Annotated in this window: 30 protein-coding genes, 2 tRNA genes and 1 pseudogene; 18 read left to right on the forward strand and 15 right to left on the reverse strand. The window is 68.3% G+C overall.

Annotated features, from left to right (window positions below; all coding sequences use genetic code 11):
• Positions 1-18 precede the first annotated feature (18 nt).
• The 5 genes from QT17_RS01075 to QT17_RS01095 all read left to right on the forward strand — a co-directional run bounded on the left by QT17_RS01075 (position 19) and on the right by QT17_RS01095 (position 3447).
• The gene (locus QT17_RS01075; protein WP_039455368.1) at positions 19-1434 is read left to right on the forward strand and encodes an SWIM zinc finger domain-containing protein; all 1416 of its coding nucleotides are present in this window, start codon (positions 19-21) and stop codon (positions 1432-1434) included.
• Between the two features lie 725 nt (positions 1435-2159).
• Positions 2160-2504: a S9 family peptidase gene (locus QT17_RS13155; RefSeq protein ID WP_052155133.1), complete on the forward strand. Its 345-nt coding sequence runs from the start codon at positions 2160-2162 to the stop codon at positions 2502-2504.
• A gap of 45 nt (positions 2505-2549) precedes the next feature.
• A tRNA-Ser gene (locus tag QT17_RS01085) sits at positions 2550-2640 on the forward strand.
• 7 nt (positions 2641-2647) lie between these two features.
• Positions 2648-2740 (forward strand) — tRNA-Ser (locus tag QT17_RS01090).
• Between the two features lie 35 nt (positions 2741-2775).
• Positions 2776-3447, forward strand: a complete 672-nt coding sequence (locus QT17_RS01095; RefSeq protein ID WP_039455371.1) for a DNA/RNA nuclease SfsA — start codon at positions 2776-2778, stop codon at positions 3445-3447.
• Here the strand turns inward: QT17_RS01095 and QT17_RS01100 are convergent.
• A complete protein-coding gene (locus QT17_RS01100) occupies positions 3436-4182 on the reverse strand; it encodes a ZIP family metal transporter (protein ID WP_039455373.1) in 747 nt (248 codons plus the stop codon). The two genes, QT17_RS01095 and QT17_RS01100, sit on opposite strands and share 12 nt — an antisense overlap.
• A gap of 12 nt (positions 4183-4194) precedes the next feature.
• Complete coding sequence (locus QT17_RS01105; RefSeq protein WP_039455376.1) at positions 4195-4887, reverse strand: carboxylesterase; 693 nt, start codon at positions 4885-4887, stop codon at positions 4195-4197.
• A gap of 56 nt (positions 4888-4943) precedes the next feature.
• On the opposite strand from QT17_RS01105, the gene QT17_RS01110 reads away from it, so the two are divergent.
• Positions 4944-5726: a DUF4388 domain-containing protein gene (locus QT17_RS01110; protein WP_039455377.1), complete on the forward strand. Its 783-nt coding sequence runs from the start codon at positions 4944-4946 to the stop codon at positions 5724-5726.
• A 3-nt stretch (positions 5727-5729) separates the two neighbouring features.
• Positions 5730-7085 carry a sodium:alanine symporter family protein gene (locus tag QT17_RS01115; protein WP_039455379.1) on the forward strand — a complete coding sequence of 452 codons (1356 nt, stop codon included), beginning with the start codon at positions 5730-5732 and terminating at the stop codon, positions 7083-7085.
• On the opposite strand, the gene QT17_RS01120 is transcribed toward QT17_RS01115, so the two are convergent.
• From QT17_RS01120 to QT17_RS01150, 7 genes are read right to left on the reverse strand one after another with little or no spacing between them, the layout of a single operon-like run.
• The gene (locus QT17_RS01120; RefSeq protein WP_039455382.1) at positions 7082-7480 is read right to left on the reverse strand and encodes a hypothetical protein; all 399 of its coding nucleotides are present in this window, start codon (positions 7478-7480) and stop codon (positions 7082-7084) included. The genes QT17_RS01115 and QT17_RS01120 overlap by 4 nt on opposite strands.
• A gap of 2 nt (positions 7481-7482) precedes the next feature.
• The gene (locus tag QT17_RS01125) at positions 7483-7767 is read right to left on the reverse strand and encodes a hypothetical protein (RefSeq protein ID WP_039455383.1); all 285 of its coding nucleotides are present in this window, start codon (positions 7765-7767) and stop codon (positions 7483-7485) included.
• Between the two features lie 9 nt (positions 7768-7776).
• Positions 7777-8055 (reverse strand): hypothetical protein, encoded by a 279-nt coding sequence (locus tag QT17_RS01130; RefSeq protein WP_039455384.1) that lies wholly within the window; start codon positions 8053-8055, stop codon positions 7777-7779.
• Positions 8055-8525 carry a YbaK/EbsC family protein gene (locus QT17_RS01135; protein WP_039455385.1) on the reverse strand — a complete coding sequence of 157 codons (471 nt, stop codon included), beginning with the start codon at positions 8523-8525 and terminating at the stop codon, positions 8055-8057. Before QT17_RS01135 ends, QT17_RS01130 begins: the two co-directional genes overlap by 1 nt.
• Complete coding sequence (locus QT17_RS01140) at positions 8522-9637, reverse strand: M20 family metallopeptidase (RefSeq protein ID WP_039455386.1); 1116 nt, start codon at positions 9635-9637, stop codon at positions 8522-8524. The genes QT17_RS01135 and QT17_RS01140 overlap by 4 nt, the downstream gene beginning before the upstream one ends.
• A 41-nt stretch (positions 9638-9678) precedes the next feature.
• Positions 9679-10260, reverse strand: a complete 582-nt coding sequence (locus QT17_RS01145; protein ID WP_039455387.1) for an intradiol ring-cleavage dioxygenase — start codon at positions 10258-10260, stop codon at positions 9679-9681.
• Positions 10260-10820 carry a YceI family protein gene (locus tag QT17_RS01150; RefSeq protein WP_039455388.1) on the reverse strand — a complete coding sequence of 187 codons (561 nt, stop codon included), beginning with the start codon at positions 10818-10820 and terminating at the stop codon, positions 10260-10262. Before QT17_RS01150 ends, QT17_RS01145 begins: the two co-directional genes overlap by 1 nt.
• Before the next feature lie 81 nt (positions 10821-10901).
• Here QT17_RS01150 and QT17_RS01155 point away from each other — a divergent pair, with 81 nt between their 5' ends.
• From QT17_RS01155 to QT17_RS01195, 9 genes are all read left to right on the forward strand, one after another.
• The gene (locus tag QT17_RS01155; RefSeq protein WP_039455389.1) at positions 10902-11561 is read left to right on the forward strand and encodes an HAD family hydrolase; all 660 of its coding nucleotides are present in this window, start codon (positions 10902-10904) and stop codon (positions 11559-11561) included.
• On the forward strand, positions 11558-11923 hold the full coding sequence (locus QT17_RS01160; RefSeq protein WP_039455390.1) for a carboxymuconolactone decarboxylase family protein: 366 nt from the start codon (positions 11558-11560) through the stop codon (positions 11921-11923). Before QT17_RS01155 ends, QT17_RS01160 begins: the two co-directional genes overlap by 4 nt.
• Entirely contained in the window at positions 11895-12569 is a 675-nt protein-coding gene (locus tag QT17_RS01165) for a uroporphyrinogen-III synthase (protein ID WP_039455391.1), read from the forward strand. Before QT17_RS01160 ends, QT17_RS01165 begins: the two co-directional genes overlap by 29 nt.
• A 44-nt stretch (positions 12570-12613) precedes the next feature.
• Entirely contained in the window at positions 12614-13729 is a 1116-nt protein-coding gene (gene hemA, locus QT17_RS01170; protein WP_039455393.1) for a glutamyl-tRNA reductase, read from the forward strand.
• Positions 13726-14478, forward strand: a complete 753-nt coding sequence (ccsA, locus tag QT17_RS01175; RefSeq protein ID WP_039455394.1) for a cytochrome c biogenesis protein CcsA — start codon at positions 13726-13728, stop codon at positions 14476-14478. Before hemA ends, ccsA begins: the two co-directional genes overlap by 4 nt.
• A gap of 64 nt (positions 14479-14542) precedes the next feature.
• Positions 14543-14776, forward strand: a complete 234-nt coding sequence (locus QT17_RS01180) for a hypothetical protein (RefSeq protein ID WP_039455396.1) — start codon at positions 14543-14545, stop codon at positions 14774-14776.
• 14 nt (positions 14777-14790) lie between these two features.
• Positions 14791-15159, forward strand: coding sequence for a hypothetical protein (locus QT17_RS01185; protein ID WP_039455398.1), 369 nt, complete (start codon positions 14791-14793; stop codon positions 15157-15159).
• Positions 15156-15425: a hypothetical protein gene (locus QT17_RS01190; RefSeq protein ID WP_039455399.1), complete on the forward strand. Its 270-nt coding sequence runs from the start codon at positions 15156-15158 to the stop codon at positions 15423-15425. The genes QT17_RS01185 and QT17_RS01190 overlap by 4 nt, the downstream gene beginning before the upstream one ends.
• The gene (locus QT17_RS01195) at positions 15419-15796 is read left to right on the forward strand and encodes a DUF2089 domain-containing protein (protein ID WP_039455400.1); all 378 of its coding nucleotides are present in this window, start codon (positions 15419-15421) and stop codon (positions 15794-15796) included. Before QT17_RS01190 ends, QT17_RS01195 begins: the two co-directional genes overlap by 7 nt.
• Here the strand turns inward: QT17_RS01195 and QT17_RS01200 are convergent.
• From QT17_RS01200 to QT17_RS01225, 6 genes and pseudogenes are all read right to left on the reverse strand, one after another.
• The gene (locus tag QT17_RS01200) at positions 15750-17156 is read right to left on the reverse strand and encodes a cell wall metabolism sensor histidine kinase WalK (protein WP_039455402.1); all 1407 of its coding nucleotides are present in this window, start codon (positions 17154-17156) and stop codon (positions 15750-15752) included. The genes QT17_RS01195 and QT17_RS01200 overlap by 47 nt on opposite strands.
• A gap of 9 nt (positions 17157-17165) precedes the next feature.
• A complete protein-coding gene (locus QT17_RS01205) occupies positions 17166-17840 on the reverse strand; it encodes a response regulator transcription factor (protein WP_039455403.1) in 675 nt (224 codons plus the stop codon).
• Positions 17841-17873: 33 nt separating this feature from the next.
• Positions 17874-18491, reverse strand: a complete 618-nt coding sequence (locus QT17_RS01210) for a hemolysin III family protein (RefSeq protein ID WP_039455485.1) — start codon at positions 18489-18491, stop codon at positions 17874-17876.
• 8 nt (positions 18492-18499) lie between these two features.
• On the reverse strand, positions 18500-20893 hold the full coding sequence (ppsA, locus tag QT17_RS01215; protein WP_039455405.1) for a phosphoenolpyruvate synthase: 2394 nt from the start codon (positions 20891-20893) through the stop codon (positions 18500-18502).
• Positions 20890-21783: a MoxR family ATPase gene (locus QT17_RS01220; RefSeq protein WP_039455407.1), complete on the reverse strand. Its 894-nt coding sequence runs from the start codon at positions 21781-21783 to the stop codon at positions 20890-20892. The genes ppsA and QT17_RS01220 overlap by 4 nt, the downstream gene beginning before the upstream one ends.
• A pseudogene (locus QT17_RS01225) lies at positions 21783-23763 on the reverse strand (elongation factor G). The gene QT17_RS01220 and the pseudogene QT17_RS01225 overlap by 1 nt, the downstream one beginning before the upstream one ends.
• 47 nt (positions 23764-23810) lie before the next feature.
• Between QT17_RS01225 and QT17_RS01230 the strand changes: the two are divergent.
• Together QT17_RS01230 and alaS are read left to right on the forward strand one after the other, a co-directional pair.
• Positions 23811-24194, forward strand: a complete 384-nt coding sequence (locus tag QT17_RS01230; RefSeq protein WP_039455413.1) for a Mov34/MPN/PAD-1 family protein — start codon at positions 23811-23813, stop codon at positions 24192-24194.
• An 8-nt stretch (positions 24195-24202) separates the two neighbouring features.
• Entirely contained in the window at positions 24203-26845 is a 2643-nt protein-coding gene (gene alaS, locus QT17_RS01235) for an alanine--tRNA ligase (RefSeq protein ID WP_039455415.1), read from the forward strand.
• Positions 26846-26854 lie beyond the last annotated feature (9 nt).

The following is a 26854-nucleotide window of genomic DNA, read 5'->3' on the forward strand; positions in this document are numbered from 1 at the left end:
ACGCCCTAAACTGGGGAGGTGCGGCCCTTTCCTCCCCAAAGCGAGGAGGACTTCGCCCCCTTCTTCCCCGAGGAGCTCTTGCGCCGGGGCCTGGCCTACGCCCGGGAGGGGCGGGTTCGGCGGGTTTTCCGGGTGGGGGAGAGGCTTCTGGGCGAGGTGCAGGGTTCGGCGCCCCTCCCTTACCGGGTGGAGGTGGGGCCGGGCCTTTCGGGCCGGTGCGACTGTCCTTACCCGGACTTCCCCTGCAAGCACACCGCCGCCCTCCTTTACGCCTACCTGGAAAGGCGGCCCGAGGACCTCCAGGCCCGCCTCGAGGCCCTCCCCCCCGAGGAGGCCAAGGCGCTTCTCCTCCGCCTTGCCCGGGTGCCGGAGGTGGCCTTCCGCCTCAAGGAGGCTTTGGCGCCCGAGGAGGCCTTCCGGGAAGGGGTGCGGCGCCTGCGCCAGGCCTTCCGCCTGGGGGAAGGGGAGGAGGAGGTGGAAGCCCTCCTCCTAAGGCTGGAAGAGGCGGGGCGGGAGGAGGTGGAGACCCTTTTGGAGGCCCTGCTCCAGGCCCCCTTTGACCCCGAGCCTTACCTGCGCCTGGCCCTGGCCCGCTACCAGGCCCTTTCGCCCCGGCTTCCCTTCCTCCTGGGGCTTTACCTGCGCCACCCTTCCGAGGCCTTGGGGGAGGCTTTTCTGAAGGCGGCGGAAGGGGCGCCGGAGGAGGCGCTTGCCCTCCTCAAAGGGAAAGACCCCTCGGGCCTAAAGCGGGCGCTTAGGGCCGAGCTCCTCTTCCGCCTGGGCCGGGAGGAAGAGGCCCTCGCCGCCTTGAAGGAGGGCCTCGAGGGGGTGGAGGACTACTTCCTCCTGGTGGAGCGCCTTTTGGCCCTGGGCCGCCTGGAGGAGGCCCTCTTCTACGCCGAGGAGGCCCTGGCCTGGTTCGGCCGGGATCCGAGGCTTCTTCCCCTTTTGGACCTCCTGGTGGCCCACCGGGGCCGGGTGGAGGACCACCGGGCCCGCTTCGCCCTGAGGCCGAACCTCGAGGACTACCTGGCCCTCAAGGCCAAGCTGGGAAAGGCCTTTTACCAGGAGCGCCCGCGGCTTTTGCGCCAGATGGACCTCCTTCTCCTCGCCCGCATCCACCTCCTGGAGGAGGACTGGAGGGCCTTGGAGCGCCTTCTGGAGCGGGCGTCTCCGGAGCACTACCCCGCTTTGGCCGGGCTTCTGGAGGAAAAGCTTCCCGAAGAGGCCTTTCGCCTTTACCGGGAGGCGGCCCGGCGCCTGGTGGAGGCGGGGGGGAGGGCCCGCTACGCGGAGGCGGCGCGGCTTTTGCAACAGGCGGCCCGCCTGGACCCCAAGGGAGCCGAGGAGGCGGCCTTGGCCCTCCTCCGGGCCTACCCCCGCCGCCGGGCGCTTCAGGAGGCCCTCACACCCCTTTTCGGGCAAAGCTCGTGAAGCCCTGGGAAAACGGGGAGGCGGAGCGCTCCCCTTGGGTGGAAGCTTTCCGGGGCTTGCCATCGTGGAGGTGGTCCTCCGCCACGTCATCGGCTATTTCCTGCGCGAGCTTTCCCTGGGGAGCCCAGAGTGGCTCCTCCTGGCGGCGGTGAACCGCACCCTGCGCCTCGCCGTGCCCGCCTTCCTCTTCATGACCGCCCTGGTCCTGGGGGCGGGGCTTTTGCGGGGGGTTCGCCTGGGCCGCTGGGTGAGGAACCCCGCCCTGCGCCTCCTTTGGCCCCACCTCCTCTTCCGCTACTGGGATGCGGGGGTTTTCCAGCCGGAGCGGCTTTTCCAAAGACTCCTTTGGGGCAGGGCCTACTTCCTGGCGGGGACCCTTCAGTTCACCCTGCTCCCCCCTTTGCCTTCTCCTCCTCTGGAGGCGCCCCTCGAGCCTCCTTCTCCTCCCCCGGCCGTGGGGCTTACCCTCCTCGTCTACTTCCTGAACCGGCGGTACCGCTTCCTGGCCTACCCGGGAAGCTTCGTCCATTGGTACACCCCGGCCATATTCCTCGGGCTTTACCTCGCCGCCCACCTGGCCCGCCTCCTCCCCCGGCTTGGGGTGCGGCGGCCCGCTTACCTGGGGCTACTCCCTCGGGGCTTGTGGGGCTCTCAAAGCGGCGGCCCGGAAAGGGGCCTCCAGGGGGGTGGCCTTTGTCATCGGGCCCGTGGACTTCGCCTAGCAGGTGGCCCTCCTCCGGCGAAGCCGCCCGGAGGCCTTAGGGCGCTGGCGGGAGGTCTTCGGCGGCCTCCCCGAGGACTGCCCCGCCTGCTACGTCCGGCAAAGCCCCTTGCCGGAGGCGGGGCGCCTGCAAGCTCCCCTCCTCGTCCTCCAGGCGGGCAACGACCCCCTCACCCCCCACCCAGGCCTGCCGCCTCCGGGACGCGCGGGAGGGGATGGGGCGGAGGGTGTACCAGGTGGCCCTTTCTCGGAGGACCATCCGATCCTCTTTCCCGACCTCCACCATGCGGTGGTGCCGGCCATGGGGGCCTTGGTGGAGCGGTTTCTTTTGGCCTGGCTTTGGCCTTGACAGGCGCGGGGCTTTGCCGCATAGTAAGGCTTGCGGCCAGACCTTGGAGGGTTGGCCGAGCGGTTGAAGGCGGCGGTCTTGAAAACCGCTGTGGGCCTTGGGCCCACCGGGGGTTCGAATCCCTCACCCTCCGCCAAAGGCGTGGAGAGGTGGCCGAGTGGTCTAAGGCGGCACCCTGCTAAGGTGTTGCACCGGGAAAACCGGTGCCGCGGGTTCGAATCCCGCCCTCTCCGCCAAAAGGGCCCGGCCTGAAGGCCGGGCTTGGCCCTTTATGATCCTTCCCCTGCCGCCCCTAAAACCCTGCCGCTTTTGTAGGCGGAAAAACCGCTTCCTGGTGGAGGCGGACGTGGGGCCCTTGCACCTTGCCAACACCGGCCGCATGGCGGAGCTTCTGCGCCCCGGGGTTTCCTGCTACTACCACCCCAAGCCCACCCCCAAGACCCTGGGGCGGATGGTCCTGGTGGCCGCAGAAGGGGTTTTGGTGGGAGTGGACGCGAGCCTTGCCGGCAGGCTTTTGGAACGCCTGCTCCGCTCCGGGCGGCTGGGCGCTTGCGAAGACCTTCGGCGGGAAGTGACGGTGGGTGGGGAAAGGTTGGACTTCTTCTCCCGGCTGGGGGGGAAGGAGACCTATTTGGAGGCCAAGAACTGCAACCGAGTGGCGGAAGGCCTCGCCCTTTTCCCCGACGCCCCCACCGCCCGGGGGGCGCGGCACCTCCGGCTCCTCGCCGCCTTGGCGCGGGAGGGGAAGGGGGCTTACGCCCTGTGGTTCGTGCAACACCCCTTGGCGGAGGCCTTCGCCTTAGACCCCGCCGATGCTCCCCTTTACCGTGCGGCCCAGGAAGCCCTGGAGGCGGGGGTGGTCCTCAGGGCCTACCGGGTGCGGCCCACCTTGGCGGCCCTGGTGGTGGAGGGAGAGCTCCCTTGGGTCTGGCTAGCCCCCTAGCAGGATCTGGAAGGCCACCATGAGGGCCGCGGCCACGGTTAAGACCGTGGCCACCCCCTCGGCCTCCGCCTCCTTGAGGGCGTCGGGCAGGAGCTCGGCCACCGCCATCCAGATCATGGCCCCGGCGGCGAAGCCCAGGCCCACGGGGAGGAGGGGCCGGAAGGCTTCCACCAGGAGGAAGGCGGGCACGGCCATGAGGGGCTGGGGCAGGCTGGAGAAGACGCTCCAGAAAGCGGCCCCCAGGACGTTCACCCCCCGGGGCACCAGGACTAGGCTGATGGCGAGCCCCTCGGGTATGTTGTGGACGGCGATGGCCAAGGTGATGAAAACTCCCAGGGCCTCCCCGCCCCCAAAGGCCACCCCCACCCCCACTCCCTCGGCGAAGGAGTGAAGGGTCATGATGCCCACGATCATCAGGGCCTTGCGGGCGTCCAGGCCCTTTAGCTCGCCGAAGCTCACCTCCCGGTTTTCCAGGTAGCGGTGGGAAAGCCGGATGAAAAGGAGGCCCAAGGCCACCCCCAGAAGGGTGCGGCCCAGGCTGTAGTTCACTCCCTCGTAGATGAGGCCGAAGCTCGCCGCCACCATGAGTCCGGCGGCGGCGGCGTTGGCCAGGCCCAGGTGGCGCTTGAGGACGTTTTGGGTGAAGAGGAAGGGCAAGGTGCCCAGGCCCGTGGCGGCGGCGGTGAAGAGGGCGTAGAGGAAGACGGTCCAGGGGGAAACGGTGAAGCCTTCCATACCCCCTCTAGCTTAATGCAAGCGATTACTAGTTGCAATAAGCCAATCCCGCACCGCTTCCGCTACCGCATGCCGGTTCCGGTCCAGTAGGAGGTCGTGCCCGCTTTCCGGGAAGACCAGGTGGCGCTTTTCCCGGCTCCCCAAAAGGGCGTAATAGCGGTCCTCTCCCTTGACCACGCGGTCCCGCCCCGCCTCCACCACCAAAGCGGGGGCCCGGACCTGGGGGAGGACCTTGGGGGTTCCGCGCATGAGGCCAAGGAGCTCCCCCACCGCCCGGGTGGGGAAGTAGGGGTAGTTGGGGTTTTGCCGCTTTAGAAGGGGGTCCTCAATGGAGTTGGGCCCGGGAAAGAGGGGGATAAGCCAGGCCAGGTAGGGGGCCAGGGGGGCCAAGGGGTTTTGCAGGGCGAAGGCGGGGGCCAGGGCCACCAAGGCCACGGTGGGGTGGACCGCCGCCAGGTGGGCGGCGAGGAGGGCCCCCATGGAAAGCCCCACCACCCCCCGGGGCTCCGGGAGGGCCAGATAGGCCTCCTCCGCCTTCTTGAGCCAATCCTGCCACCGCACCTTAAGCAGGTCCTCGGGGCGGGTGCCGTGGCCGGGGAGGGTGGGCTGGGCCACGGCGAAGCCCGCTTCCCGGAGCACCTCGGGCAAGGGCCCCAGGGTGAGGACGGGGTGGGAGGTAAAGCCGTGCAGGAGGAGGAGGTGCATGCCTCAGAATACCCCGCCTGGACGTTCTTGTAAGCGGCGTGGTAAAACGGGGGGGAATGCTGGAGGGCAACCTCGCGGAGTTCCCCTTTCCCTCCCTGGTGGGCGCCCTGATGAGCGCCGGGCGTACCGGGAGGCTTTTGGTAAGGCCACCCCACCTCGAGGGGGAGGTCTACGTACAAGGCGGCCAGGTGGTCCACGCCCGGGTCCAGGCGGGGGAAAAGGTTTTGGAGGGAGAAGAGGCCTTGGACCTCCTGGCGGGGCTCCGGCGGGCCCCTTTCCGCTTTGAACCGGAAACCCTTCCCCCCCACACCACCCTACTTGGGGGGCTTGCCGTGCCTGCGCGGCTTGCGGAGGCCCAGGCGGCCTGGCAGGCCCTAAGCCTCCCCGCGGACTGGGGCTACGTTCTGCGCCTGCCGAGCAAGGAGGGAGCGGCGGAGCTCACCCCGGAGGCCTTGAGGGTCCTGGCCCAGGTGGAGGGGAAGCGCATCGCCGAGGTCCTGGTGGCCCCTGGGGTGTTGCGCCTTGCCCGCATCCTCCACACCCTGTTGCAGATGGGGGTTTTGGAGGCGGTGCCCGTGGTGGAGGTTCCCCCCGAGCACCTTCTGGTCCTGCCCATCTACGGACCGGGGCACGGGATTGCCTACGTGGACGAGGCCCTTTACGCTGCGTGGGCCCGGGCCATCCGCCACGGGTTCCGCTTGCGGGTCACCCCTCCTGGGACCACCATGGAGGTGCGGCCCAGACCCAACATCCCCGGGCGGCTTGGGCTTTTGGAGGAGGACCTGAAACGCCTGCGCCTCAGGCGTGGGGATAAGGTGGAAGCGGTGCCGGAGGTGTAGCCTATGGATATCCTGACCCTAAACGAGTATCTAAACCGCATCGTCTACGGCTTCCCCATGAAGTTGGTCTTCCTTCTCGTGGGAGCTTATCTGGTGATTTTCCAAATACGTTGGTTTAGCGCTCCCTTCCGGATGATGCGGGTCTCCTTCAGCGAGACCTTTGGGGCTCTCCGGGAGCGGGCCTACGGCTTCGGCGGCCAGATTACCCCATTCCAGGCCACCATGGTGGCCCTCTCCGCCACGGTGGGGACCGGGCACCTTCTCGGGATGCTGGCGGCGGTTTTGCTGGGGGGGCCGGGGGCGGTCTTCTGGATGTGGGTGGGCTACTTCTTCGGCACAGGAAGCAAGTTCGCCGAGGCCACCCTGGCGGTGCACTACCGCCGCCGCTACGCCGATGGCTCCGTGTCCGGAGGCCCCATGTACTACCTTTCCCGGGGGCTACCCCGCCTTCGCTTCTTGGGCTACCTTTTCGCCTTTTTCGCCGCCGTGGCCGCTTTTGGCATCGGCAACCTTTCCCAAGCGGGGGCGGTGGGGGGAGCCTTGGCGCCCCTAGGGGCGCCCCCAGCCCTGGTGGGGCTTGGCCTCGCCCTTTTGGTGGGGGTGGTGCTGGGTGGGGGGATCGTTCGGGTGGCCCGTTTCGCCCAGGTGGTGGTGCCCCTCAAGCTTCTCCTCTTTTTGGTGGCGGTGCTGCCCCTCCTGGTCCTTTACGGAGGCAACCTCCCCGAGGCCTTGGCCCTGGTCTTCCGGGCGGCCTTCACCCCGGAGGCCGCCTTGGGCGGGGCGGCGGGGTACAGCCTCTTTGCCGCCCTCAACGCCGGGCTTGGCCGGGGCATCTTCGCCAACGAGGCCGGGCTGGGTTCAGCGGCCATCGCCCACGCCCAGGCCCAGGTGGACCACCCCGTGCGCCAGGGTTTCTGGGGGGTCACGGAGATGTTCGTGAGCTTCCTGGTGACCTCCCTCACCGCCCTCACCTTCATCGCCTCCGGCCTTTGGCGCCAGGGGGGAAGCGCGGCGGAGGCGGCCCAGGCCCTCTTCCAGGCCCACCCCTTGGGGGGGGTGATCCTGGCCCTCACCGTGGCCGTCTTCGCCCTGGGAACCATGGTGTCCTGGGGGTTTTACGGGGAGGAGGCGGCGGCCTTCCTCTTCGGGGAGGGGGTGCGCTGGCCCTACCGCCTCACCTTCGCCGTTTTGGCCTTCGTGGGGCCTTTGGGGGGCCTCGAGGCCTTTTTGGCCATTTCCGACACCCTAAACGGCCTCATGGCCATCCCCAACCTCCTGGGTCTCCTCCTCCTGGGTGGGGTGGTGGGCCGGCTCGTCTACGGTTTCTTCCGCGGGGAGCCTTGGGTGCCGCCCCGTTAGCGGAAAAGGGCCCGGATGGCCTTTTCCAGCTCTTCTCCCGCCTTGCGGTCCAGGGTGAGCTTCACCTTGAGGGCCACCCGCAGGGCCTCCTCCTCTAGGGCCTCCCGGCTCTCGCAGGCCTTAAGCCGAGCGGCGAAGGGCTCCGCCCTTGGTCCCAGGCGGGCCTTGAGGAGGTCTAGGAGCTTTTGGCAAAGCTCCTTCGGCCCTTCCACGGGCAGGATGAGCCCCCGCTTGAGGAGGCTCGCCAGGATGGCGTAGGCGTTCTCTCCTAAGCCGCTATCCCGCACCACCTCCTCCTCCGTGCGCCGCCCATCGCAGAGGGTGTACACCCGCCACTCCTCCGGGGTGGGTTTCCAGTCGGCCACGGGGGGGTTGGGATTGCGGCGGAAGACCATGGCTACAAGGAGGCCACGATGGCGTCCACCAGGCGGAGGACCAGGTAGACGAAGACGGCGCCCAGGAAGAGGACCAAGGAGAGGAGAAGGAGGAGGAGGCTTGCGGGCTCGTTCCAGGTGAGGAAGAGGATGGCGAGGTAGGCCAGGGCGAAGAAGGCGATGAGGAAGAGCATCTGCCCGCCCCGCTCCCCCATCACCCCGCCGGGAATGGCCCGCTTGAGCCTTAGGCCATAAAGGACGTTGTAGACCATGAGGATAAGTCCCAGGAGAAGCAGGATTTTTTCCATGGCACTATTTTACCCCTTCCACTCCCGGATGGGCACGAGTTCGCCACCTTCCACATGCTTCCGCACGGGGCGGTAGCGGCGGTCAAACCAGATCTCCAAAACCGCCCGGTCCAGGCTCCTTGGGGCCACGATCTCCTTGCGCACGTAGTAGCCGCCTTCCGTGGGGCTAATCTCCATACTCTTGGAAAGCCTTAGCTCCACCACCTCCCCGCTTTTCGTGCGCACCCGCACCCGGAAGGCCAGGGGGCCCTCCGGCTTCACGTGGGGGTCTTGGCGGAAGGGCCACATCATTCCTCCTTGAGGTCGGCCACCCTCGCCCCCGTGAGGGCGAGGAGCTCCTCGGGCCTGACGGCGAAAAGGGCCTTAGGCGTGCCCGCCGCCGCCCAAAGGGTCTCGTAGGCCAGGAGGTCTTGGTCCAAGAAGGCGGGCAGGGCCCGGGCGTGGCCCAGGGGGGGCACCCCGCCGATGGCGAAGCCGGTGAGGGTCCGCACCTCCTCGGGACGGGCCCGGCGCAGGGGCTCGCCCACCAGGGCGCCCGCTTTGTTTAGGTCCAGGCGGTTCTTGCCGCTTAGGAGGAAGAGGTATGCCCCCTTCTCCCCCACGAAGACTAAGCTCTTCACAATCTGCCCCACCTCAGCCCCCACCGCCTCCGCCGCCTCCTGGGCGGTGCGGGTGGAGGCCGTGAGCTCCACCACCTTTAGGTGGCCGAAGCCCTTGGCCTTAAGCGCTTCCTGCACCTTCTGGGCGGAGGGGCTCATAGGGCGTAGAGGAGCTCGGCCAAAAGGGCCGCCCGCCGGGGGATTTCCGAGACCACCACGTACTCCGTCTTTTGGTGGGCGTCCCCGCCGAAAAGCCCCAGGCCGTCCAGGGTGGGCACCCCGAGGGCGGCGGTGAAGTTGCCGTCGGACCCCCCGCCCACCCGGCCCGGCTCCAGGCGGAGCCCCAGGGCCTCCCCGATGGCCTTGGCCTTGGCGAAGAGGGCGAGGCTTTCCTCCGTGGGCTCCATGGGGGGGCGGTTGAGGCCCCCCGTGACCTCTAGCCGGGCCCCGGGGAGGGCGGGGGTGAGGCGCCTAAGGCCCTCTTCCACCCGGCGCACCTCCTCGAGGGTCCAGGCCCTCAGGTCCACCTCCACCCAGGCCTCCTCCGCCACCACGTTGCTCACCGTGCCCCCCCGCACCACGTTGGGGCCCAGGGTGGTCCCCTTTTCCCGGTCCTCCAGGGCGGCCACCTGAAGGATCTGGTGGGCGAGCTCCAGGATGGCGTTCACCCCCTTTTCCGGCTCCACCCCCTGGTGGGCGGCCTTGCCCAGGGCCCGGACCCGGTAAAGCCCCACCCCCTTGCGGGCCACCTTCAGGTCCCCCGTGGCGGTGGGGGGCTCCAGGACCAGGGCGGCCCTGGCCTTCTTGGCCGCCGCCTCAATGAGGGGGTGGCTTTCCTTGGAGCCCGTTTCCTCGTCGGGGGTGAAGAGGATCTCCAAAGCGGGAAGCCTCCGCCCCGTGGCCTCGGCGTGGCGCAGGGCGTAGAGGAGGGCGATAATCCCCCCCTTCATGTCGTAGACCCCGGGGCCCACCGCCCGGTCCCGCTCCAGGCGGAAGGGCTCGGGGAAGCTTCCCCTGGGGTGGACGGTGTCGTAGTGGCAGAGCACCAAGACGGGGTCCCCCTCCCCTTCCCGCCGGAGGAGGAGGACCGGCCCCGCCGGGGTGTCCTTGCGGGAAAGCCGCCCTTCAAGGGGCCCGAAGGCCTCTTCCAAAAAGGCGGCCGCGGACCTCAGGCCCTCCAGGTCCCCCGAGGGGGACTCCCGGCGCACGAAGGCCTCGAGGTCCTTCAGGAACTCGGGGAGCTTGGCCTGCATCCAGGCTAGGGTTTCCATACCCCCATTATGCCCCGGGGATAGGGGGCAATTTGTCCGGGCTAAAAGGGAAGGGTGAGGGTGAAGCCGGCGGCGAAGCCCTCTCCCTCGGGTCTTAGGGCGAGGAGGAGGTCGGCGCGGAAGATGCCGTCTTGGCGGTTCCCCACCTGGGGCATGCCCCTTTGGGCGTAGGGGGGACGGGTGTAGACCTGGCGCTGGACCTCCTCGGGAAAGAAGAGCTGGGTGGTGAAGGCCCTCCCCTTGGCCTCCACCCGGAGGTGCAGGTGGGGGGTGCGGCTTGGGTACCATCCGGGGAAGAGGGTGAGGAAGGCCACCTCCCCCTTTTCGTCCGTGGCCTGCCACCCCCGGCAGAAGACGCCGGGGGCGTTCACCCCGGAGTAGCGGCCCAGGGCGTCCGTGTGCCAAAGGTCCACCCGGGCGCCCTCCAAGGGCCGGCAGGCGGCGTCCTGCACTTTTAGGGTGAGGCGCAAAGGGATTCCGGGAAGCCCTTCCCGCAGGTCCGCCCTCTTGGGCACCTCCCGCAGGTAATAGGGGCCCTCCGTGAGGGCCGGGGTGGGGCGGCAGGCCCCTTGGGCCCGGACCAGGGGGAGGAGGAAAAGGCCCAAGACCGCACGCCTTCGCATCACCGCCTCCTGAGGAGGAGCTCCACCTCTAGCCGGATCCGGTTCTCCACGCTAAGGAGGATGGGCACCCGGGGCTGGACCAGGCGGAACCGCTCAAAGGGGAACTCGGTCTTCAAAAAGACCCTCACCTCTTGGCCCCTGAACTCCGCCTCCCCCTCCCAAGCCACCTCCTGGGTCACGTCCCGGAGGGTGAGGTCCCCCACCACCTGGATGGCCGCCTTGCCGCTTTGGGGCAGGGGGTTGGGAAGGCCCTTCACCTCCTTGGGGCGGAAGGTGGCGGTGGGGAAGCGGTCCGTCTGCAGGGTGTTCTGCCGCAGGTAGTTGTCCCGGCGGGCTTGGTCGCTCCTCAGCTCCCTCAGGTCCACCACGAACTCCCCGCTCACCCGCCCTCCCTGGAGGGTCACCCGCCCCTGCACCGCCTTGGTGGTGCCCACGGCGTCGGTGATGCCCACCTGCAAAAGCTCTTCCTTCACCCGGTAGCGGGCCTCCCCCGAGGCCACCTCAAAGGTCTGGGCCAAAGCCGGTATAAGAAGGGCCAAGCTCCAAGCGAGCCATCGCATCCCGTTCACCTCCTTTGCTATGAAAAGTGTAGTGAGCTAGGGTTAGACCCGGGTTAGAGGGAAGCGGTTTAGACTTGAGCCATGACCCGGGCCGTGCTCTTTGACGTGGGCAACACCCTGATCCTGGCAAGCCCCCGCTTTTGGCTCCTGCCCTTTTTGGAGGAGCGGGGCCTGAGGCCTCGCAAAGACCCCAAGGCGGCGGCTCTGGAGGCCTTTCGCTTCTACGAGGAAAACCACCTCCAGGCCAAGGACCTCGCCGCGGCCCTCGCCCTTTGGCGGGAGTTCCACCGGAGGCTTTTTGTGGGCATGGGCCTCGAGGCGGAAGCGGAGGCCCTCTCCCAGGAGTTGGTGGAGAACTGGAAAAACCCCCGTTTCTGGCCCCTTGTCCCGGGGGCCCAGGAGGTGCTCTCCACCTTGAAGGAGCGGGGCTACGCCCTGGCCGTGGTGTCCAACTGGGACGCCACCTTGCCGGAGATCCTGGAGGTGGTGGGCCTAAGGCCCCACTTCCACCACCTGGCGGTAAGCGCCCTTTCCGGGGTGGCCAAGCCCGACCCCAGGCTTTTCCAAGAGGCCCTGGAGGCCTTGGGCGTGGCGCCGGAGGAGGCGGTGCACGTGGGGGATTCGGAGGCGGACCTTCTGGGGGCCCAGGGGGCGGGGGTAAGGCCCCTCCTCTTTGACCCCCTGGGGCAAAACCCCGAGGCCCTCCACCACCTGGAAAGGGTGCTAGACTTCCTGCCATGAGCGTGCGGGCGGCCATCTGGGGGGAGAAGCAAAGGGCCATTGAGGAGAGCCTCGAGGCGGTGGACGAGGACCTCTTCCGCTACATCCGCGACTTCGCCTATGAAGAGGTCCTGGCCCGCCCCGGGCTGGACCTGAAGACGCGGGAGCTCCTCGCCATCACCGCCCTCATCGCCCTGGGAAGCCCGAAGGAGCTCGCCACCCACCTGGAAGGGGCCTTGCGGGTGGGGGCCACGGAACGGGAGGTGCGGGAGACCATCCTCCAGTCCGCCCTCTTCCTGGGCTTTCCCCGGGCCCTGGCGGCCATGAAGCTCTTCCAGAAGGTGCTGAAGGGCCGTGGTGCTCCTCACGAGGGGGAAGGATAAGGCTCTTTTAGAGCGGCTCGCCGCCTTGGGGGTGGAGGCGGCGGAGGTGGCCCTTCTGGAGCAGGTGGACCTCCCCGGGCTAGGGGAGCTTCCCGGGAGGCTTTGGGAACCCTGGGACTACGTGGCCGTCACCTCCAAGGAGGGGGCGAAAAGGCTCCTTTGGGCCTGGGAGGAGGCGGGGCGTCCCCCCTTGCGGGTGGCGGCGGTGGGGGAGGGGACAGGGGAAGCCTTGGCGCAGGGGGGGCTACCCCCCGCCCACGTTCCGGGAAGGGCCACGGCCAAGGACTTAGCCGGGAGCTTTCCCCCGGCGAAAAGGGTCCTCTTCGTGGCGGGGGACCTGGCGGGGCGGGACCTGGAGGCGGGGCTAGGGGCTAAGGGGGTGGAGGTGGTGCGCCTTGCGGTCTACGCCACCCGGGAAAGGGAGCTTTCCCAGGTAGAGCGCCGCCTTTTGGAGAGGGCGGAGGTGGTGGCCTTTTTCAGCCCGAGCGGGGTGCGGGCCTACGCCCGCTGGACGAATCGGCGGCCCAAGGCGGCCTGCATCGGCCCCGCCACGGCGGAGGCGGCGGCGGCCTTGGGCTTTCCCGTCTTCGCCGCGGAAGAGCCGGGGCTAGAGGGGCTTTTCCAGGCGATCCTTCGCGCTTTGTAGGGGACAGGTGTCCCTACCCGGCTTGGGTATACTAGCGGGAGGTTATGGCCCTGCCCCTTTACCTGGTGGGCCTTTCCCATAAGACCGCTCCCTTGGCGGTGCGGGAAAAGGCCGCTTTGGACCCCGCCGTGGCCCTTCCCGCCGCCCTCCGGCGCCTGGGCAAGGCGGTGGTCCTTTCCACCTGCAACCGCACGGAGATCTACGGGGTGGGTCCTTTCCAGGAGGCCAAGGGGCTCCTTTTGGAAAGGGGCGTGGGGCCCCAGCACCTCTACCTCAAGGAGGGGACGGAGGCCCTCCGCCACCTCTTCCGCGTGGCCGCGGGGTTGGACTCCTTGGTGGTGGGGGAGGCGCAGATCCTGGGCCAGGTGCGGGAGGCCCTTTTCCTGGCGCGGCGGCACGGGGCCACGGAAAGCCTTCTGGAAAAGGCCTTCCAGTCCGCCATCGCCGTGGGCAAGCGGGCCCGGAGCGAAACCGCCATCGGGGCTGGGGCGGTGAGCGTGGCCTACGCCGCCTTGGACCTGGCCCTGGCCGTTTTTGGCGACCTCATGGGGCTTTCCGTGGCGGTCCTGGGGGCGGGGGAGATGGCGGAGCTCTTCCTCACCCACCTCCGCGCCCACGGGGTGGGACGGGTCTTGGTGGTGAACCGCACGGCGGAAAGGGCCAAGGCCTTGGCGGAGCGCCTGGGTGGGGAGGCTTTTACCCTGGAAGCCCTGCCCCAGGTCCTGGCGGGGGTGGACTTGGTGGTGGCCTCCGCCGCCGCCCCCCACTACCTGGTGCGCCCCCAGGACCTGCCTCGGCGGGCCAAGCCCCTTTTCCTCATAGACATCGCCCTGCCCCGGAACATTGACCCCCGGGTGGGGCGCCTTCCCCACGCCTACCTCTACAACCTGGACGACCTGGAAAAGGTGGTGGAGAAAAACCGCCAAGCCCGCCTAGGGGAGGTGCCCAAGGTGGAGGCCCTCGTGGAAAAGGCCTTGGGCGACTACCTGGAGTGGTACGCCGGCCACCGGGTGCGGGAGGCCATCCGGGCCTTGGAGGAGAGGCTTCTTAGGGAAGTGTCCGCGGAACTGCCCCAGGCCGACCCCCTCACCTGGCACAAGGAGGCGGGCCGCCGGGCCCACCCCTTGATCCTGGCCCTCAAGGCCCAGGCCCGGCCATGACCTTGGCGAGCGCCCTGGCCTTTCTGGGGGTGGCCTTCCTGGCCCTGGGGTGGTTCTGGCCCCGGGGGATTGGGCTTGGGGCCTGGCTCTACCTGGGGGCCGCCCTGGCTGACGCCTTCGCCAAGGGGCTCTTCTCGGGCCCGGCTCAGCCCGCCTTGGTCCTTGGGGGCCTTTTGGCCCTGCGGGGCGAGTCCCTCGCCCTCCGCCCTAGGCTCACCCCTTTGCGCCGCTACCTCCTGGCCCTCTCCTTGGTCCTGGGCCTCTTCGCCCTCAAGGCCCTGCCCCACCCCAAGGGGGAGCTTCCCCTTCCCCTCACCCTCTTTCACGCTGGGGCTTTTTTGGTGGCCTATCTGGCCTTGGCGGTGGGGGTAGGGGCGGGGGTCCTGTGTGCGCTTCAGGACCTGCGCCTGCGGGCGCACCCGGAGCGGGCCTTGGGGGCCCCGCCCCTTTGGAGCCTAAGGCGGCTTGAGCGGGGGTACCTGAGGGTGGGCTACTGGGCGGCCACCTTGGGCCTGGGAAGCGGCATGGCTTGGGCCTTCAGCTACTTCGGAAGCGCTTTGAGCCTGGACCCCAAGGAGGTTTCCGCCTTTTTGGGCTGGCTCCTTTTCACCCTTTACTTCCTCCTGGAGGAGCGGCTTGGGGGCCGGGCCCGGGCCGCGCTCCTCCTTCTGGCCTACGCCCTTTTCCTCTTCGCCTTTTTGGGGGCGCCCTTCCTGGGGTCCCGCCACCCCTCGAGGCTCCCCTTTTAAATATCGCAAGCAAGACTTGACAATCTGTAAACGTCTGGTTTAACCTTTTAGCCAGGAGGTGCGCATGGGGCTTGGGCACTGGGGCCGGGAGCGCCTTGGGGAAGCGGAGCGGGAAAGGCTTCTCCTTCCCCTGCGCCGGGGGCTCTTTGGCGCCTGGCCGAGGCCCTGGCGCCCGAGGTGCGGTGGGGGGTGGCCCGTGGAGGCTAAGCGGCGCGTCTTGCTTAGGGAAGGCGCCATCGGCCTCGAGGCGGTGGCGCGATTGGAGGCGTGGGTGCGGTTGGGCGACCTGGCGCTTTGAACCAAGGAGGCGTGATGGAGGAGAAGCGGAGGGTTTTGGAGATGGTGAGGGCGGGGGAGATCGGGGTGGAGGAGGCCTTGGCCCTTCTGGAAGCCCTGGGGGAGCGGCCCAAGGCCTCCTCCCCAGCCCGGCTTTTGCGGGTGCGGGTGGACGGGCACGACCAGGGCAAGCCGGTGAAGGTGCACGTCAACCTTCCCTTGGCCTTGGCGGAGCTTCTGGAGAAGTTCCTGCCCGAGGAGGCCCAGCTCACCCTGGGACGCCAAGGGGTGAACCTGAAGGAGCTCCTGGCGGCGGTGGGCCAGGGGGTGCCGGAGGGGAAGCTGGTGGAGGTGGAGGCGGAGGACGAGGGCAAGCCCGTGCGCATCCTGGTGGAGGTGGTTTGAAGGGCCGCCTGATCCCCTTGCGCCCCCGCTTCCTCTACCTGGGGGTATGGGTGGGGAGGGTGCCCGTGGGGCTTGTCTGCCCCCTTTTCCTCCTGGAGGGGCTTCTCCTTGCGGTCCTTTGGTGGGAAAAGACGCGGGCCCTCCGCGGCCAACGCCCCCGCCTTTTTCTCCCCCTTGGGGCGGTCTTCGCCTTTCGGGCGCTTCCGCCCTTGGTCTTCTTGGAGGTGGAGGCGGAAGGGGTCAAGCTAAAGGTGGGACTATGGTGATGCGACCGCTTCCCGTGCGTTGCCCGGCTTGCGAAAACCCCTTGGCGGTGAAGGTCCTTTTCTGCCCCGCCTGCGGTACCGAGGTTTCGGGCCGCTTCGCCCTAAACGAGTTCGCCCTCTTGCCCAAGGAGCACCTGGACTTCCTGCGGCTTTTCGTGAGGGTCCGGGGGAACCTCAAGGAGATGGAGCGCCTCCTCGGGGTTTCCTACCCCACGGTGCGGGCCCGGCTGGACGCCCTCCTGCGGGCTTTGGGCTACGAGGCGGAGCCGGAGGGCACGGAGGAGCCGCGCCTCCAGGTCCTGGAGGCCTTGCGCAAGGGGGAGATCAGCGTGGAGGAGGCGGTGGCGCGCTTGCGGGGAGGGAAAAGCTGAAGGCGGTGCCCTTTCCCACCTCGCTTTCCACCCAGACCTCCCCCCCGTGGGCCTCGAGGATGGCCTTCACGATGGCCAGCCCCAGCCCCGAGCCCCCCCGTTCCCGGTCCCGGGCCTTGTCCACCCGGTAAAAGCGCTCAAAGAGGTGGGGGAGGTGCTCCTCGGGGATGCCTTCCCCGTCGTCCTCCACCCGCACCACCACCTTCTTCCCCAGATCAAAGGCCCTGAGCCACACGTGCCGGGCCCCGGCCTTGAGGCTGTTGGCCACCAGGTTGGCCAGGACCTGGTGGAGCCTATCCGGGTCCCCCCGCACGTACACCTCCGGGGGGGCCTCCACCAGGATTTCCCCCTCAAAGCTCCGCTTGAACTCCTCCCGCACCTCCTCCAGGAGGTCCAAAACCCGCACGGGAATGGGCTCTATGCGCCAGCTCCCGCTTTGGGAAAGCTCTAGTAGGTCCGAGACCAGCTTGCCCATGCGCTCGGCCTCCCGCCTCACCGTTTCCAGGCTTTCCCGCTGAACGTCACTCAGGGGGGTGCGGCGGAGGAGGTAGCCCACGTGGCCCAGGATGGCGGTGATGGGGGTCCTGAGCTCGTGGGAGGCGTCTTGGAGAAAGCGGGTCTGGGCCTCAAAGGCCTTCTGCATGCGGGAAAGCATCCCGTTAAGGGCCCGGACCAAAGCCGCCACCTCGTCCTCCCCTTCGGGCTCGGGCAGGGGCTCGGGGCGCTCGGGCATGGCCTCGGCCCGCTGGGCCAGCCACTCCAAGGGGGAAAGGGCCCGGGCCACCAAAGCCCGGGCCAAGAGCACCGCCAGGAGGAGGACGGCCAAGGCGGTGCCGGCGTAGATGCGGGCGAACTGGGTGAGGGTGGCCTCTATTCCCTCCGTGGGCCGGCCCACCAGGAGGAGGCCCTTCCACACCGTGCCGGCCACGTTCACCTCCACCCGCCTGGCGTAGACCAGAAGGGCCAGGGGCTTCCCTTCCCGGGGGAGCTCCACCCGGGCCCAGACCTCGCCCTGGGCCAGGAGGGTGCGGTAGTCCGCCTCCTTGAGGAGGAGGCGCCCACTTCCCAGGGCCGGGCTTTTTTGCAGGCTGATCCCCCCCTCCCGGGCCAAGAAGGCGGGGTCTTCCTCGGGCAGGAGCTGGAGCTCGGCGTAAAGGCCGGCGGGGAGGCCCGCTTCCAAAAGGGTCTGCCCCCCGAGGTTCAAAAGGCGCACCACCTGGTTGCTGGCCTCCAAAAGCTCGGCCCGGAGGTTGCGGTAGAGGAAGCTCCGCAAAACCCCCTCCAGGGCGAACCCCAACACCAAGAGGGTGACGAAGAGGAGGCCGGCGGTCAAAAGGGTGATGCGGGTGCGCAGGGTCATGGAGGGGGGCTAGTCCTCCCTTAGGACGTACCCCACGCCCCGCACCGTGTGGATGAGGCGGCGCTCCCCACCCGCCTCCAGCTTCTTGCGCAGGTAGCCGATGTAGACGTCCACCACGTTGCTCCCGCCCTGGTAACCAGGCCAGACCTTTTCCTCTATCTCGTAGCGGCTGAAGACCTTGCCCGGGTTCTTGGCCAGGAGTTCCAGTAGCTCAAACTCCTTGTTGGAAAGCTCAATGCGCCGTCCGGCGCGGAAGACCTCCCGCCCCTCCACGTTGATGATGAGGTCGGCCACCCTAATCTCCCCGGTGATGGCCGGGCTTACCCGGCGCAGGTGGGCCCGCACCCGGGCCAGGAGCTCCTCTATGGAGAAGGGCTTCACCAGGTAGTCGTCCGCCCCGGCGTCCAGGCCCTCCACCTTGTCCTCCACCCGGTCCTTGGCGGTGAGGATGAGGATGGGCACGTTGGAGGTCTTGCGGATGCGCTTGGCCACCTCTATCCCGTCCATCACGGGGAGCATCAGGTCCAGGATCACCAGGTTGGGGTTCACCTCGCGGAAGCGGGAAAGGCCGGTGATGCCGTCGTGGGCCACCTCGGTGCGGTAGCCCTCCGCTTGGAGCTCCAGTTCTATGAAGCGGGCGATGTCCTTCTCGTCCTCCACGATGAGGATCAGAGGGGGTTCCATACCCCCCAGGATACACACTTTCTCATGAGAAAGCTAGGTGTAGAGGCTGAGGACCGCCAGGTACATGAAGAGGCTTCCCAAAAGCACCAGGAGGTGCCAAAGCCCGTGGAAGCCCACCCGGTGCGGCCAGGGGTTGGGGCGCTTGAGCCCGTAGACCAAGGCCCCCAGGGTGTAGAGGGCCCCCGACAGGGCCATGAGGGCGAAGGTGGAAAGGGGAAGGTCAAGGCGGGGTAAGAAAAGGACGGAAAGCCACCCCAGGCCCAGGTAGGCCAGGGTGTAAAGCCAGCGGGGGGCCTTGAGGAAGAAGAGGCGGAAGGCCACGCCCAAGAGGGCGAGCCCCCAGACGAGGCCCAGGGCGAAGGTTTTGGGGCCTTCCCGCAAGCCCGCAAGCAAAAAGGGGGTGTAGCTCCCGGCGATGAAGAGGAAGATGGCGGCGTGGTCCAGCCGCCTGAGCCAGGTTAGCGCCCTTTCCTCCACCTTTAGGGCGTGGTAGAGGGCGCTTGCGCCGAACATCAGGGCCATGGTGAGGCCGAAGAGGAGGATGCCGCCCCAGGCCTCCTTGGGGGCCAGGAAGAGGAGAAGGAGGCTACCCAAAAGGGCAAACGGCACGCCCAAGGCGTGGCTTAGGGCGTTGAAGGGCTCGCGGACCATGCCCAAGCTTACCCCAAGCCCAAGGCGCGTTCCACCTCCGCCACCTTTCTCACCGTGCGCAGGAGGGCGTCCGGGTTGAGGCTTAGGGAGTCAATCCCCCGCTCCACCAGGAAGGCGGCGAACTCGGGGTAGTCGGAAGGGGCCTGGCCGCAGATGCTCACCGTCTTGCCCCGGGCGTGGGCCTTTTCTATGAGGAGGGCGCAGAGGGCCTTCACCGTTTCCCGCCGCTCGTCAAAGAGGTGGGCCACCCTTTCCGAGTCCCGGTCCAGGCCTAAGGCTAGTTGCGTAAGGTCGTTGCTGCCGATGGAGAAGCCGTCAAAGAGCTCGGCGAAGGCTTCGGCCTCGAGGACGTTGGAAGGGATCTCCGCCATCACGTAGACCAAAAGCCCCTCCTCCCCCCGCCTCAGGCCCCCTTCCGCCATGACCTCCAAAACCTTCGCCCCCTCCTCCGGGGTGCGGCAGAAGGGCACCATCACGTGGAGGTTCTTCAGGCCCATCTCCTCCCGCACCCGCCTCACCGCCGCCACCTCCAGGAGGAAGCCCTCCTTGTAGTCGGGGTGGTAGTAGCGGCTCGCCCCCCGCCAGCCCAGCATGGGGTTTTCCTCCTTGGGTTCAAAGAGGTGCCCCCCCACCAGGCGGGCGTACTCGTTGGTCTTGAAGTCGGAAAAGCGGAGGATCACGGGCCTGGGGTAGAAGGCGGCGGCGATGAGGCCGACGCCCTGGCTCAAGCGGTCCACGAAGTAGGCCCGCTTGTCGCCGTAGGCCTCGGTGAGGGCCTCCACCTCCCGCTGCACGCCAAGGGGCAGGGTCTCAAAGCGGGTGAGGGCCAGGGGGTGGACGCGCACGTGGCTGGCGAAGACGAACTCCATGCGGGCGAGCCCCACGCCGTCCGTGGGGAGGAGGCTTGCCTTCAGGGCCTCCTCCGGGGTGCCCACGTTGACCAGGATCCGGGTCTTGGTCCTGGGGAGGGCCTCGGGGCGGATCTCCTCCACCTCAAAGGGCAAGGCCCCGCGGTAGACCCGGCCCACCTCCCCTTCGGCGCAGGAGACGGTGACCGCTTCCCCCTCGGGGATGGCCCGCGTGGCCCCCACCGCCCCCACCACCGCCGGCACCCCCAGCTCCCGGGCCACGATGGCGGCGTGGGAGGTGCGCCCGCCCCTTTCCGTGACGATGGCCGCCGCCTTCTTCATGATGGGCTCCCAGTCGGGGTTGGTGGTTTCCGTGACCAAGACCTCACCCTCCTGGAAGCGGTCCATCTCCTTGGGGTCCTTGAGGATGCGGGCCCGCCCGGTGGCGATGGCCTCCCCCACCGCCAGGCCTTCCGCCACCACCTCCCCCCGTGCCAGGAGCCGATAAACCCGAAGCACCGGGCTCTTTTGCGCGTGCACGGTCTCGGGGCGGGCCTGGAGGATGAAGAGCTCCCCCGTGGGCCCGTCCTTGGCCCACTCAATGTCCATGGGGGTGGGGGCGCCCCGCTTCTTGGAGTAGTGCTCCTCAATCTTCAAGGACCAGTCGGCCAGTCGCAGGGCCTCCTCGTCCTTCAGGGCGAACTGGTTGCGCAGGTAGGGGGGCGTGGGGCGGTTTTTCAGGCGGCCTTCCTTGGGATCAAAGACCAGGGTGAGCTCCTTGGTCCCCAGGCGCTTGTACACGAGGGCCTTGTACCCCGCCTTCAGGGCCTCCTTGTGCACGTAGTAGCCGTCCGGGACCACCCGCCCCTGGACGATGTTCTCCCCCAGGCCCCAGATGGCGGTGAGGTAGACGAAGCCCCGGTGGCCCGTGTCCGGGTCCAGGGTGAAGATGACCCCGCTCGTGGCGGTGTCCGCCCGCACCATGCGCTGCACCCCCACGGAGAGGGCCACCTTCAGGTGGTCAAAGCCCATGTGGGCCCGGTAGCTGATGGCCCGGGCGGTGAAGAGGCTGGCCATGGCCCGCTTCACGTGCTGGAGGAGGTCCTCCTCCCCCTGGACGTAAAGGTAGCTTTCCTGCTGCCCGGCGAAGCTGGCCGTGGGCAGGTCCTCGGCGGTGGCGCTGGAGCGCACCGCCACGGGGATCTCCTCCTCCCCCGCCTCCTGGGAAAGCTGGCGGTAGGCGGAAAGGATCTCCTCCCGAAGGTCCGGGGGGTATTCCCCTTTGAGGATCAGGTTCCGGAGGCGGCGGCTTGCCCCTTGAAGGGCCTTGGGGTCTTCCACGTCCAGGCCTGTGAGCTCCTGGGCGATGGCCTGCTTCAGGCCGTTTGTCTCCAAAAAGTACCAGTAGGCCTCGCTGGTGGTGGCGAAGCCGCCGGGGACCTTCACCCCCAAGGGGGAAAGCTCCCGGATCATCTCCCCCAAGGAGGCGTTCTTGCCCCCCACCAAGGGGACGTCCTCCAGGCCCACCTCGTGGAAAAACCGCACCCACCTCATGGCACTCCTCCCTTCCGCAAAACCTCCCGCAGCACCCCTTCCGCCGTTTCCCCCTCGTAGAGGGCCTCCTCCGTGAGGAAGAGGCGGTGGGGAAGGGCTAGGTAGGCGGCGTCTTTGAGTTCTTTCCAGTCTACCAAGGGTTTCCCCCGCAGGTAGGCCAGGGCCTTGGCCAAGGCCAGCCAGGCCTTGGCCCCCCGGGGGGAAAGCCCCATGCGGAGCCGCTTGTCCTCCTGGGTCAGGAAGGCCACGTGGGTGATGGTCTCTAGGGCCTCCTTGGCCACCCGCACCTCCCTGGCCTCCTTTTGCCCCTGGAGGAGGTCCACCGCCTGGGGCTCGGGGAGCTTGGGCTCCTCGGTGAGGATCCGGAGCCACACCTCCCGCCTGGGGGGGCGGAAGGGGATTTTGGCGGTGAAGCGGTCCAGCTGGGCCTCGGGCAGAGGGTAGGTGCCCTCCAGCTCCAGGGGGTTTTGCGTGGCGATGACGAAGAAGGGTTCGGGCAAGGGGTGGCGCACCCCCCCTGCCGTCACGGCCCGCTCCTGCATGGCCTCGAGGAGGGCCGACTGCACCTTGGGCGGGGCCCGGTTGATCTCGTCCGCCAGCACCACCTGGGCGAAGAGGGGGCCTTTGACGAAGACGAAGCCCCCCTCGCGGAAGATCTCGCTCCCCGTGAGGTCCTGGGGGAGGAGGTCCGGGGTGAACTGGATGCGCTTGTAGGAGAGGCCGCTTCCCTTGGCGAAGGCTTCCGCCAGGAGGGTTTTGCCCAGGCCCGGCGTCCCTTCCAGTAGGGCGTGCCCCCGGGCCAGGAGGGTGGCCAACAGGGCCTCGATGGCCTCCTCCTGGCCGAAGAGGGTTTGGTTCAGGGCCTCCTTGAGGCGGAAAAGCGCCTCCACTACCCCTCCTGGGCCCGGCGCTCCTGGACGATCTTTTGCGCCAGGTGCGGGGGCACCTCGGCGTAGTGGCTGAACTCCAGGGTGTAGGCCCCGGCCCCCCCGGTGAGGCCCGGCAGGGTCTTGTAGTACTCCAGCACCTCGGCCAAGGGCACCTCGGCCCGCACGGCGCTCAAGGCCCCCTCCTGCTCCATGCCCAGGATGCGGCCCCTACGGGCCTGGAGGTCGGAGAGGATGTCCCCGACGCGCTCCTGGGGGGCTAGGACCTTGATCTGGTAGATGGGCTCCAAGAGGACCGGGCTCGCCTCCGCCATCACCTTTTTGAAGGCCAGGCTGGCGGCGATCTGGAAGGCCAGGTCGGAGGAGTCCACCTCGTGGTAGGAGCCGTTATAGACGATGGCCTTGAAGCCCATCACCGGGTAGCCCGCCAGGACCCCCTTCTTGGCGGCCTCGAGGATCCCCTCCTCAATGGCCTCCTGGTACTTGCTGGGGATGACCCCCCCGGTGATGCGCCACTCAAAGCTGTACTCGGGGGCGGGCTCCAGCCTGAGCCACACGTCCCCGTACTGGCCGTGCCCGCCCGTCTGCTTCTTGTACTTGCCCTGCCCCTCCGCCACCTTGCGGATGGTTTCCCGGTAGGGCACCTTGGGCACGGAGAACTCCACCTCCACCCCGTAGTCGGCCAGGCGCTCCTTGGCGGTGGTGAGGTGGAGCTCCCCATGCCCCCATAAGAGGAACTCCCCGGTTTCCTCCTGCCTTTCCAACTTGAGGCTTGGGTCCTCTTCCAAAAGCTTCCTTAAGGCCTCCCCCAGCTTGGCCTCGTCCGTGCGCCCCTTGGGGCGTAGGGCCACGGGCACGTTGGGCTCCGGCAGACGGGCGAAGGGCACGGCCTCGCTTTCGGGCTTTTCCCCTTGCCAAAGGATCATGCCCCGGTGGAGGGTGTCCGCCTTGGGAAGGCCCAAAATGTAGCCCGCCTCCGCCTCCTCCACCTCCAGGAGGTCCTTGCCCATGGGCACGTAGAGGTGGGGTAGGCGCACCGCCCCCGCCTCGCTTTGCAGGGTGTCCCCGGGCTTGAGCCTTCCCCGGTAGAGGCGGACGTAGGCCACCTGGCCCATGAAGGGGTCCACCTGCACCTTGAAGACCTTGGCCAAAGGGGAGCCTTCCCCGAAGCGCTCCTCGGGGGAAGGGAAGGCCTCCAGGATCAGGTCCAGAAGGGGCAGGACGCCGATGCCCGTCTCCCCCGAGGCCAGGGCCACGGGGTAAAGGAGCCCCCGCCGCACCGCCTCGTGGAAGGCCTTTTCCAGGGCCTCCCCCGTGACCTCCTCCCCTTCCAGGTACTTCTCCAAAAGGCCCTCGTCCGTTTCCACGATGGCCTCCAGGACCTCCTGGCGGAAGCGCTCCGCCCGGGCCTTCTCCGCCTCGGGCGGGGGCACCTCCACCTCCTTGCTCCCCTCGAGGCGGTAGGCCTTGCCGTGGAAGACGTCTATAAGCCCCACCCAACGCCCCCCCTCGTAAAGGGGCAGGTCAATGGGGAGGATGGGGCCCAGGGTGGCCCGGAGGTCCTCCAGAAGGGCGTAGTAGTCCCCGCCCTTGTCCAGTTTGGTCACCACCACCATCCGGGGCAGGCCCAGGCGCTCGGCCACGGTCCAGGCCCTTTCCGTCCCCACCTGGACCCCGCTTTCCGCGGACACCGCCACCAAGGCGGCGTCCGCCGCCTCCAAGGCCCCCCGGATCTCCCCCACGAAGTCCCCGTAGCCGGGGGCGTCCAGGAGGAAGATGCGGTGGTCCTTGTAGCGCAAGGGGGCCACCCCGGTGCGCACCGTGGTGCGGTGGAGCTTGGCCTCGGGGGTGTAGTCCGTGGTGGTGGTGCCCTCCTCCACCCGGCCCATCCGCTCCTTGGCCCCCCGTGTGGTAGAGGAGCGCTTCCGTTAGCGTGGTCTTGCCGCTTCCCGCGTGGCCCACCAGGGCAAGGGTACGGATCATGGTCCCTCCTTCTTGGTGCCCATAGTATAGGGCCAAGGAGGGGGCGATTGTCCCAAGTTCTCTACGTGCCCAGAAGGCTTCTGGAGGAAACCCGGGCCCACCTCCTGCGGGAGGCCCCCCGGGAAGGGGTGGGGCTTTGGGCGGGCAGGCGGGAGGTGGAGAGGGTCATCCCCCTCCCCAACGCCCATCCCCACCCCCTCACGGCCTACCTGGCGGAGCCTTTAGCCCTCCTGAAGGCCCTGAAGGCGCTGGAGGGCCAGGGCCTGAGCCTCCTGGCCATCTACCACTCCCACCCCCATGGCCCCGCCTTCCCGAGCCCCACGGACGTCCGGGAGGCCCGCTGGCGGGTGCCCTACGTCATCTTCGGCACCGACGGGGTTAGGGCCTTCCTCCTGCCCGAGGGCGAGGAGGTGGCCTTGGCGGTCCTATAATCAAAGGCATGCGCACGGCGGAGATCCGCGAGAAGTACCTATCTTTCTTTGAGGGCAAGGGCCATTTGCGCCTGCCTTCCTTTAGCCTCATCCCCGAGAACGACCCCTCCCTCCTCTTCACCTCCGCGGGCATGGCCCCCCTAAAGCCCTACTTCCTGGGAGCCAAACCCATCTTCGGGGGCAAGGAGTGGCGCAGGATCACCACCTGCCAGGAGTGCCTCCGGGTGGGGGACATTGAGAACGTGGGCCGCACCTCTCGGCACAACACCTACTTTGAGATGCTGGGGAACTTCTCCTTCGGGGATTACTTCAAAAAGGAGGCCATCCTCTGGGCCTGGGAGTTCCTCACGGAGCACCTCAAGTTGGACCCGAACCGCCTTTGGGTCACGGTGTACGAGGACGACGACGAGGCCTACGCCATCTGGCGCGACCTGGTGGGGGTGCCGGAGGAGAGGATCGGCCGCTTCGGCGAGGACGAGAACTACTGGCCGGGCGGGGCCATCACCCACGGGCCCAATGGGCCCAGCGGCCCCTGCTCGGAGATCTTCTACGACCGGGGCCCGGCCTTCGGCACCCCGGACGAGACGGGGCCCAACACGGGAAGCGGGGACCGCTTCGTGGAGATCTGGAACCTGGTCTTCACCCAGTACGACCGCCAAGGCCCCATCCCCGGCCCCGGCATCCTCAAGCCCCTGCCCCAGAAGAACATAGACACGGGCATGGGCCTTTACCGGGTGGCGGCCATCCTCCAGGACGTGGAGGACTTCTACCGCACCGACACCTTCTTCCCCCTCATTGAGCGGGTGGCCCTGTGGAGCGGCAGGCCCTACGAGGGGAAAAGGAGCGTGAGCCACCGGGTCATCGCCGACCACGTGCGGGCCGTGGTGGCCGCCTTGGCCGACGGGGTGACCTTCTCCAACACGGGGCGGGGCTACGTGATCCGCCGCCTCCTCCGCCGGGCCCTGCGGCACGGCTACCTGCTCGGGCTTTCCGAGCCCTTCCTGTACAAGCTCGCCCCCTTGGTGGCGGAGCTTTTGGGCGACTTCTACCCGGAGATGCGGGAAAACCTCCCCTCGGTGGAGAAGCAGGTCCGCCTCGAGGAGGAGCGCTTCCTGGAAACCCTGGAAGGGGGCTTGAAGCGCCTAGACCTCCTCCTCTCCGGGCTCAAGCCGGGGGAGGCGCTTCCTGGGGAGGAGGCCTTCCGCCTTTACGACACCTACGGCTTCCCGTTGGACCTCACGGTGGAGATCGCCGCCGAGCGGGGCTATGGCGTGGACACCGAGGGCTTTAGGCAGGCCCTGGAGGAGCAGCAGGAGCGCTCCCGGGCCGCCATGGCCTTTGAGCGGGAGATCTTCAAGAAAAGCGCCCAGGTCCTGGAGGAGCTTTACGCCGAGCGGGGGGCCACGGAGTTTTTGGGCTACGGCACCCTCGAGGCCGAGGCCGAGGTCTTGGCCCTCCTCGCCGGGGACCAGAGCCTCGAGGAGGCGGGCCCCGGGACCGAGGTCCAGGTGGTCCTGGACAAGACCCCCTTCTACGCCGAAGGGGGCGGGCAGATCGGGGACTTCGGCCTGTTGGAGTGGCCCGGGGGTAGGGCCTGGGTGGAGACCACCCAGAAGACGGACAGGGGCATCTTCCTCCACAAGGCCAAGGTGGAGGAGGGCGTCCTTAGGGTGGGGGAGAGGGTGCGGGCGGTGGTGGACCCCAAAAGGCGCGACACCGAGCGCCACCACACCGCCACCCACCTCCTCCACGCCGCCCTTAGGGCCGTCCTCGGCCCCCACGTTCGCCAGGCGGGAAGCCTGGTGGCCCCGGACCGGCTCCGTTTTGACTTCACCCACCCCGAGCCCTTGGCCCCGGAGGAGCTTGCGCGCATAGAGCTCCTCGTCAACCGCTGGATCATGGCGGACTTCCCCGTCACCTGGCGCTACATGCCCCTGGAGGAGGCCCGGAAGGAGGGGGCCATGGCCCTCTTCGGGGAGAAGTACGGGGAGGTGGTCCGGGTGGTGCGGGTGGAGGGGAGTCCCTTGCCGGGCCTGGAGTCCAAGGAGCTCTGCGGTGGCACCCACGTGCGCCGCACCGGGGAGATCGGGGCCTTCCTCATCGCCAAGGAGGAGGCGGTTTCCGCCGGGGTGCGCCGGGTGGAGGCGGTGGCGGGGGAGGCGGCCATCCGCTTCGCCCGGGGCGCCCTAAACCGCCTGAAGGCCCTCGCCGAGAGGCTTTCCGCCGGGGAAAGCGCCCTGGAGGAGCGGCTGGAGAAGCTCTTCGCCGAGCTTAAGGCCAAGGAAAGGGAGGTGGAAAGCCTTAAGGCGCGGCTGGTGCAGGTGGAGCTCAAGAAGGAGGTGGCCCTTTTGGAAAAGGGCGGCCTCCGCTACGCCGTGGTGGAGATGTCGGGGCTGGACGGGGAGGCCCTGCGCCAGGCGGCGGACGAGCTGGTGGAGCGGGGGGCCGACCTCGCCCTGGTCCTCTCCGGGGGGCGTGCGGCCCTAAAGCTTTCCAAGCGGGCCCAGGAGCGGGGCCTCGAGGCGGGAAGCCTCTTCCGCGCCCTCACGGAAAGGGCGGGGGGCCGGGGGGGCGGCAAGGGGGCCTTGGCCCAGGGGGCGGGGCTGGACCCCGCGCGGGCCAAGGAAGCCTTGCCCGAACTCCTCCCCTAAAGGGGTTAG

This window comes from Thermus sp. 2.9, assembly GCF_000794385.1.
Classification (GTDB): Bacteria; Deinococcota; Deinococci; order Deinococcales; family Thermaceae; genus Thermus; species Thermus thalpophilus.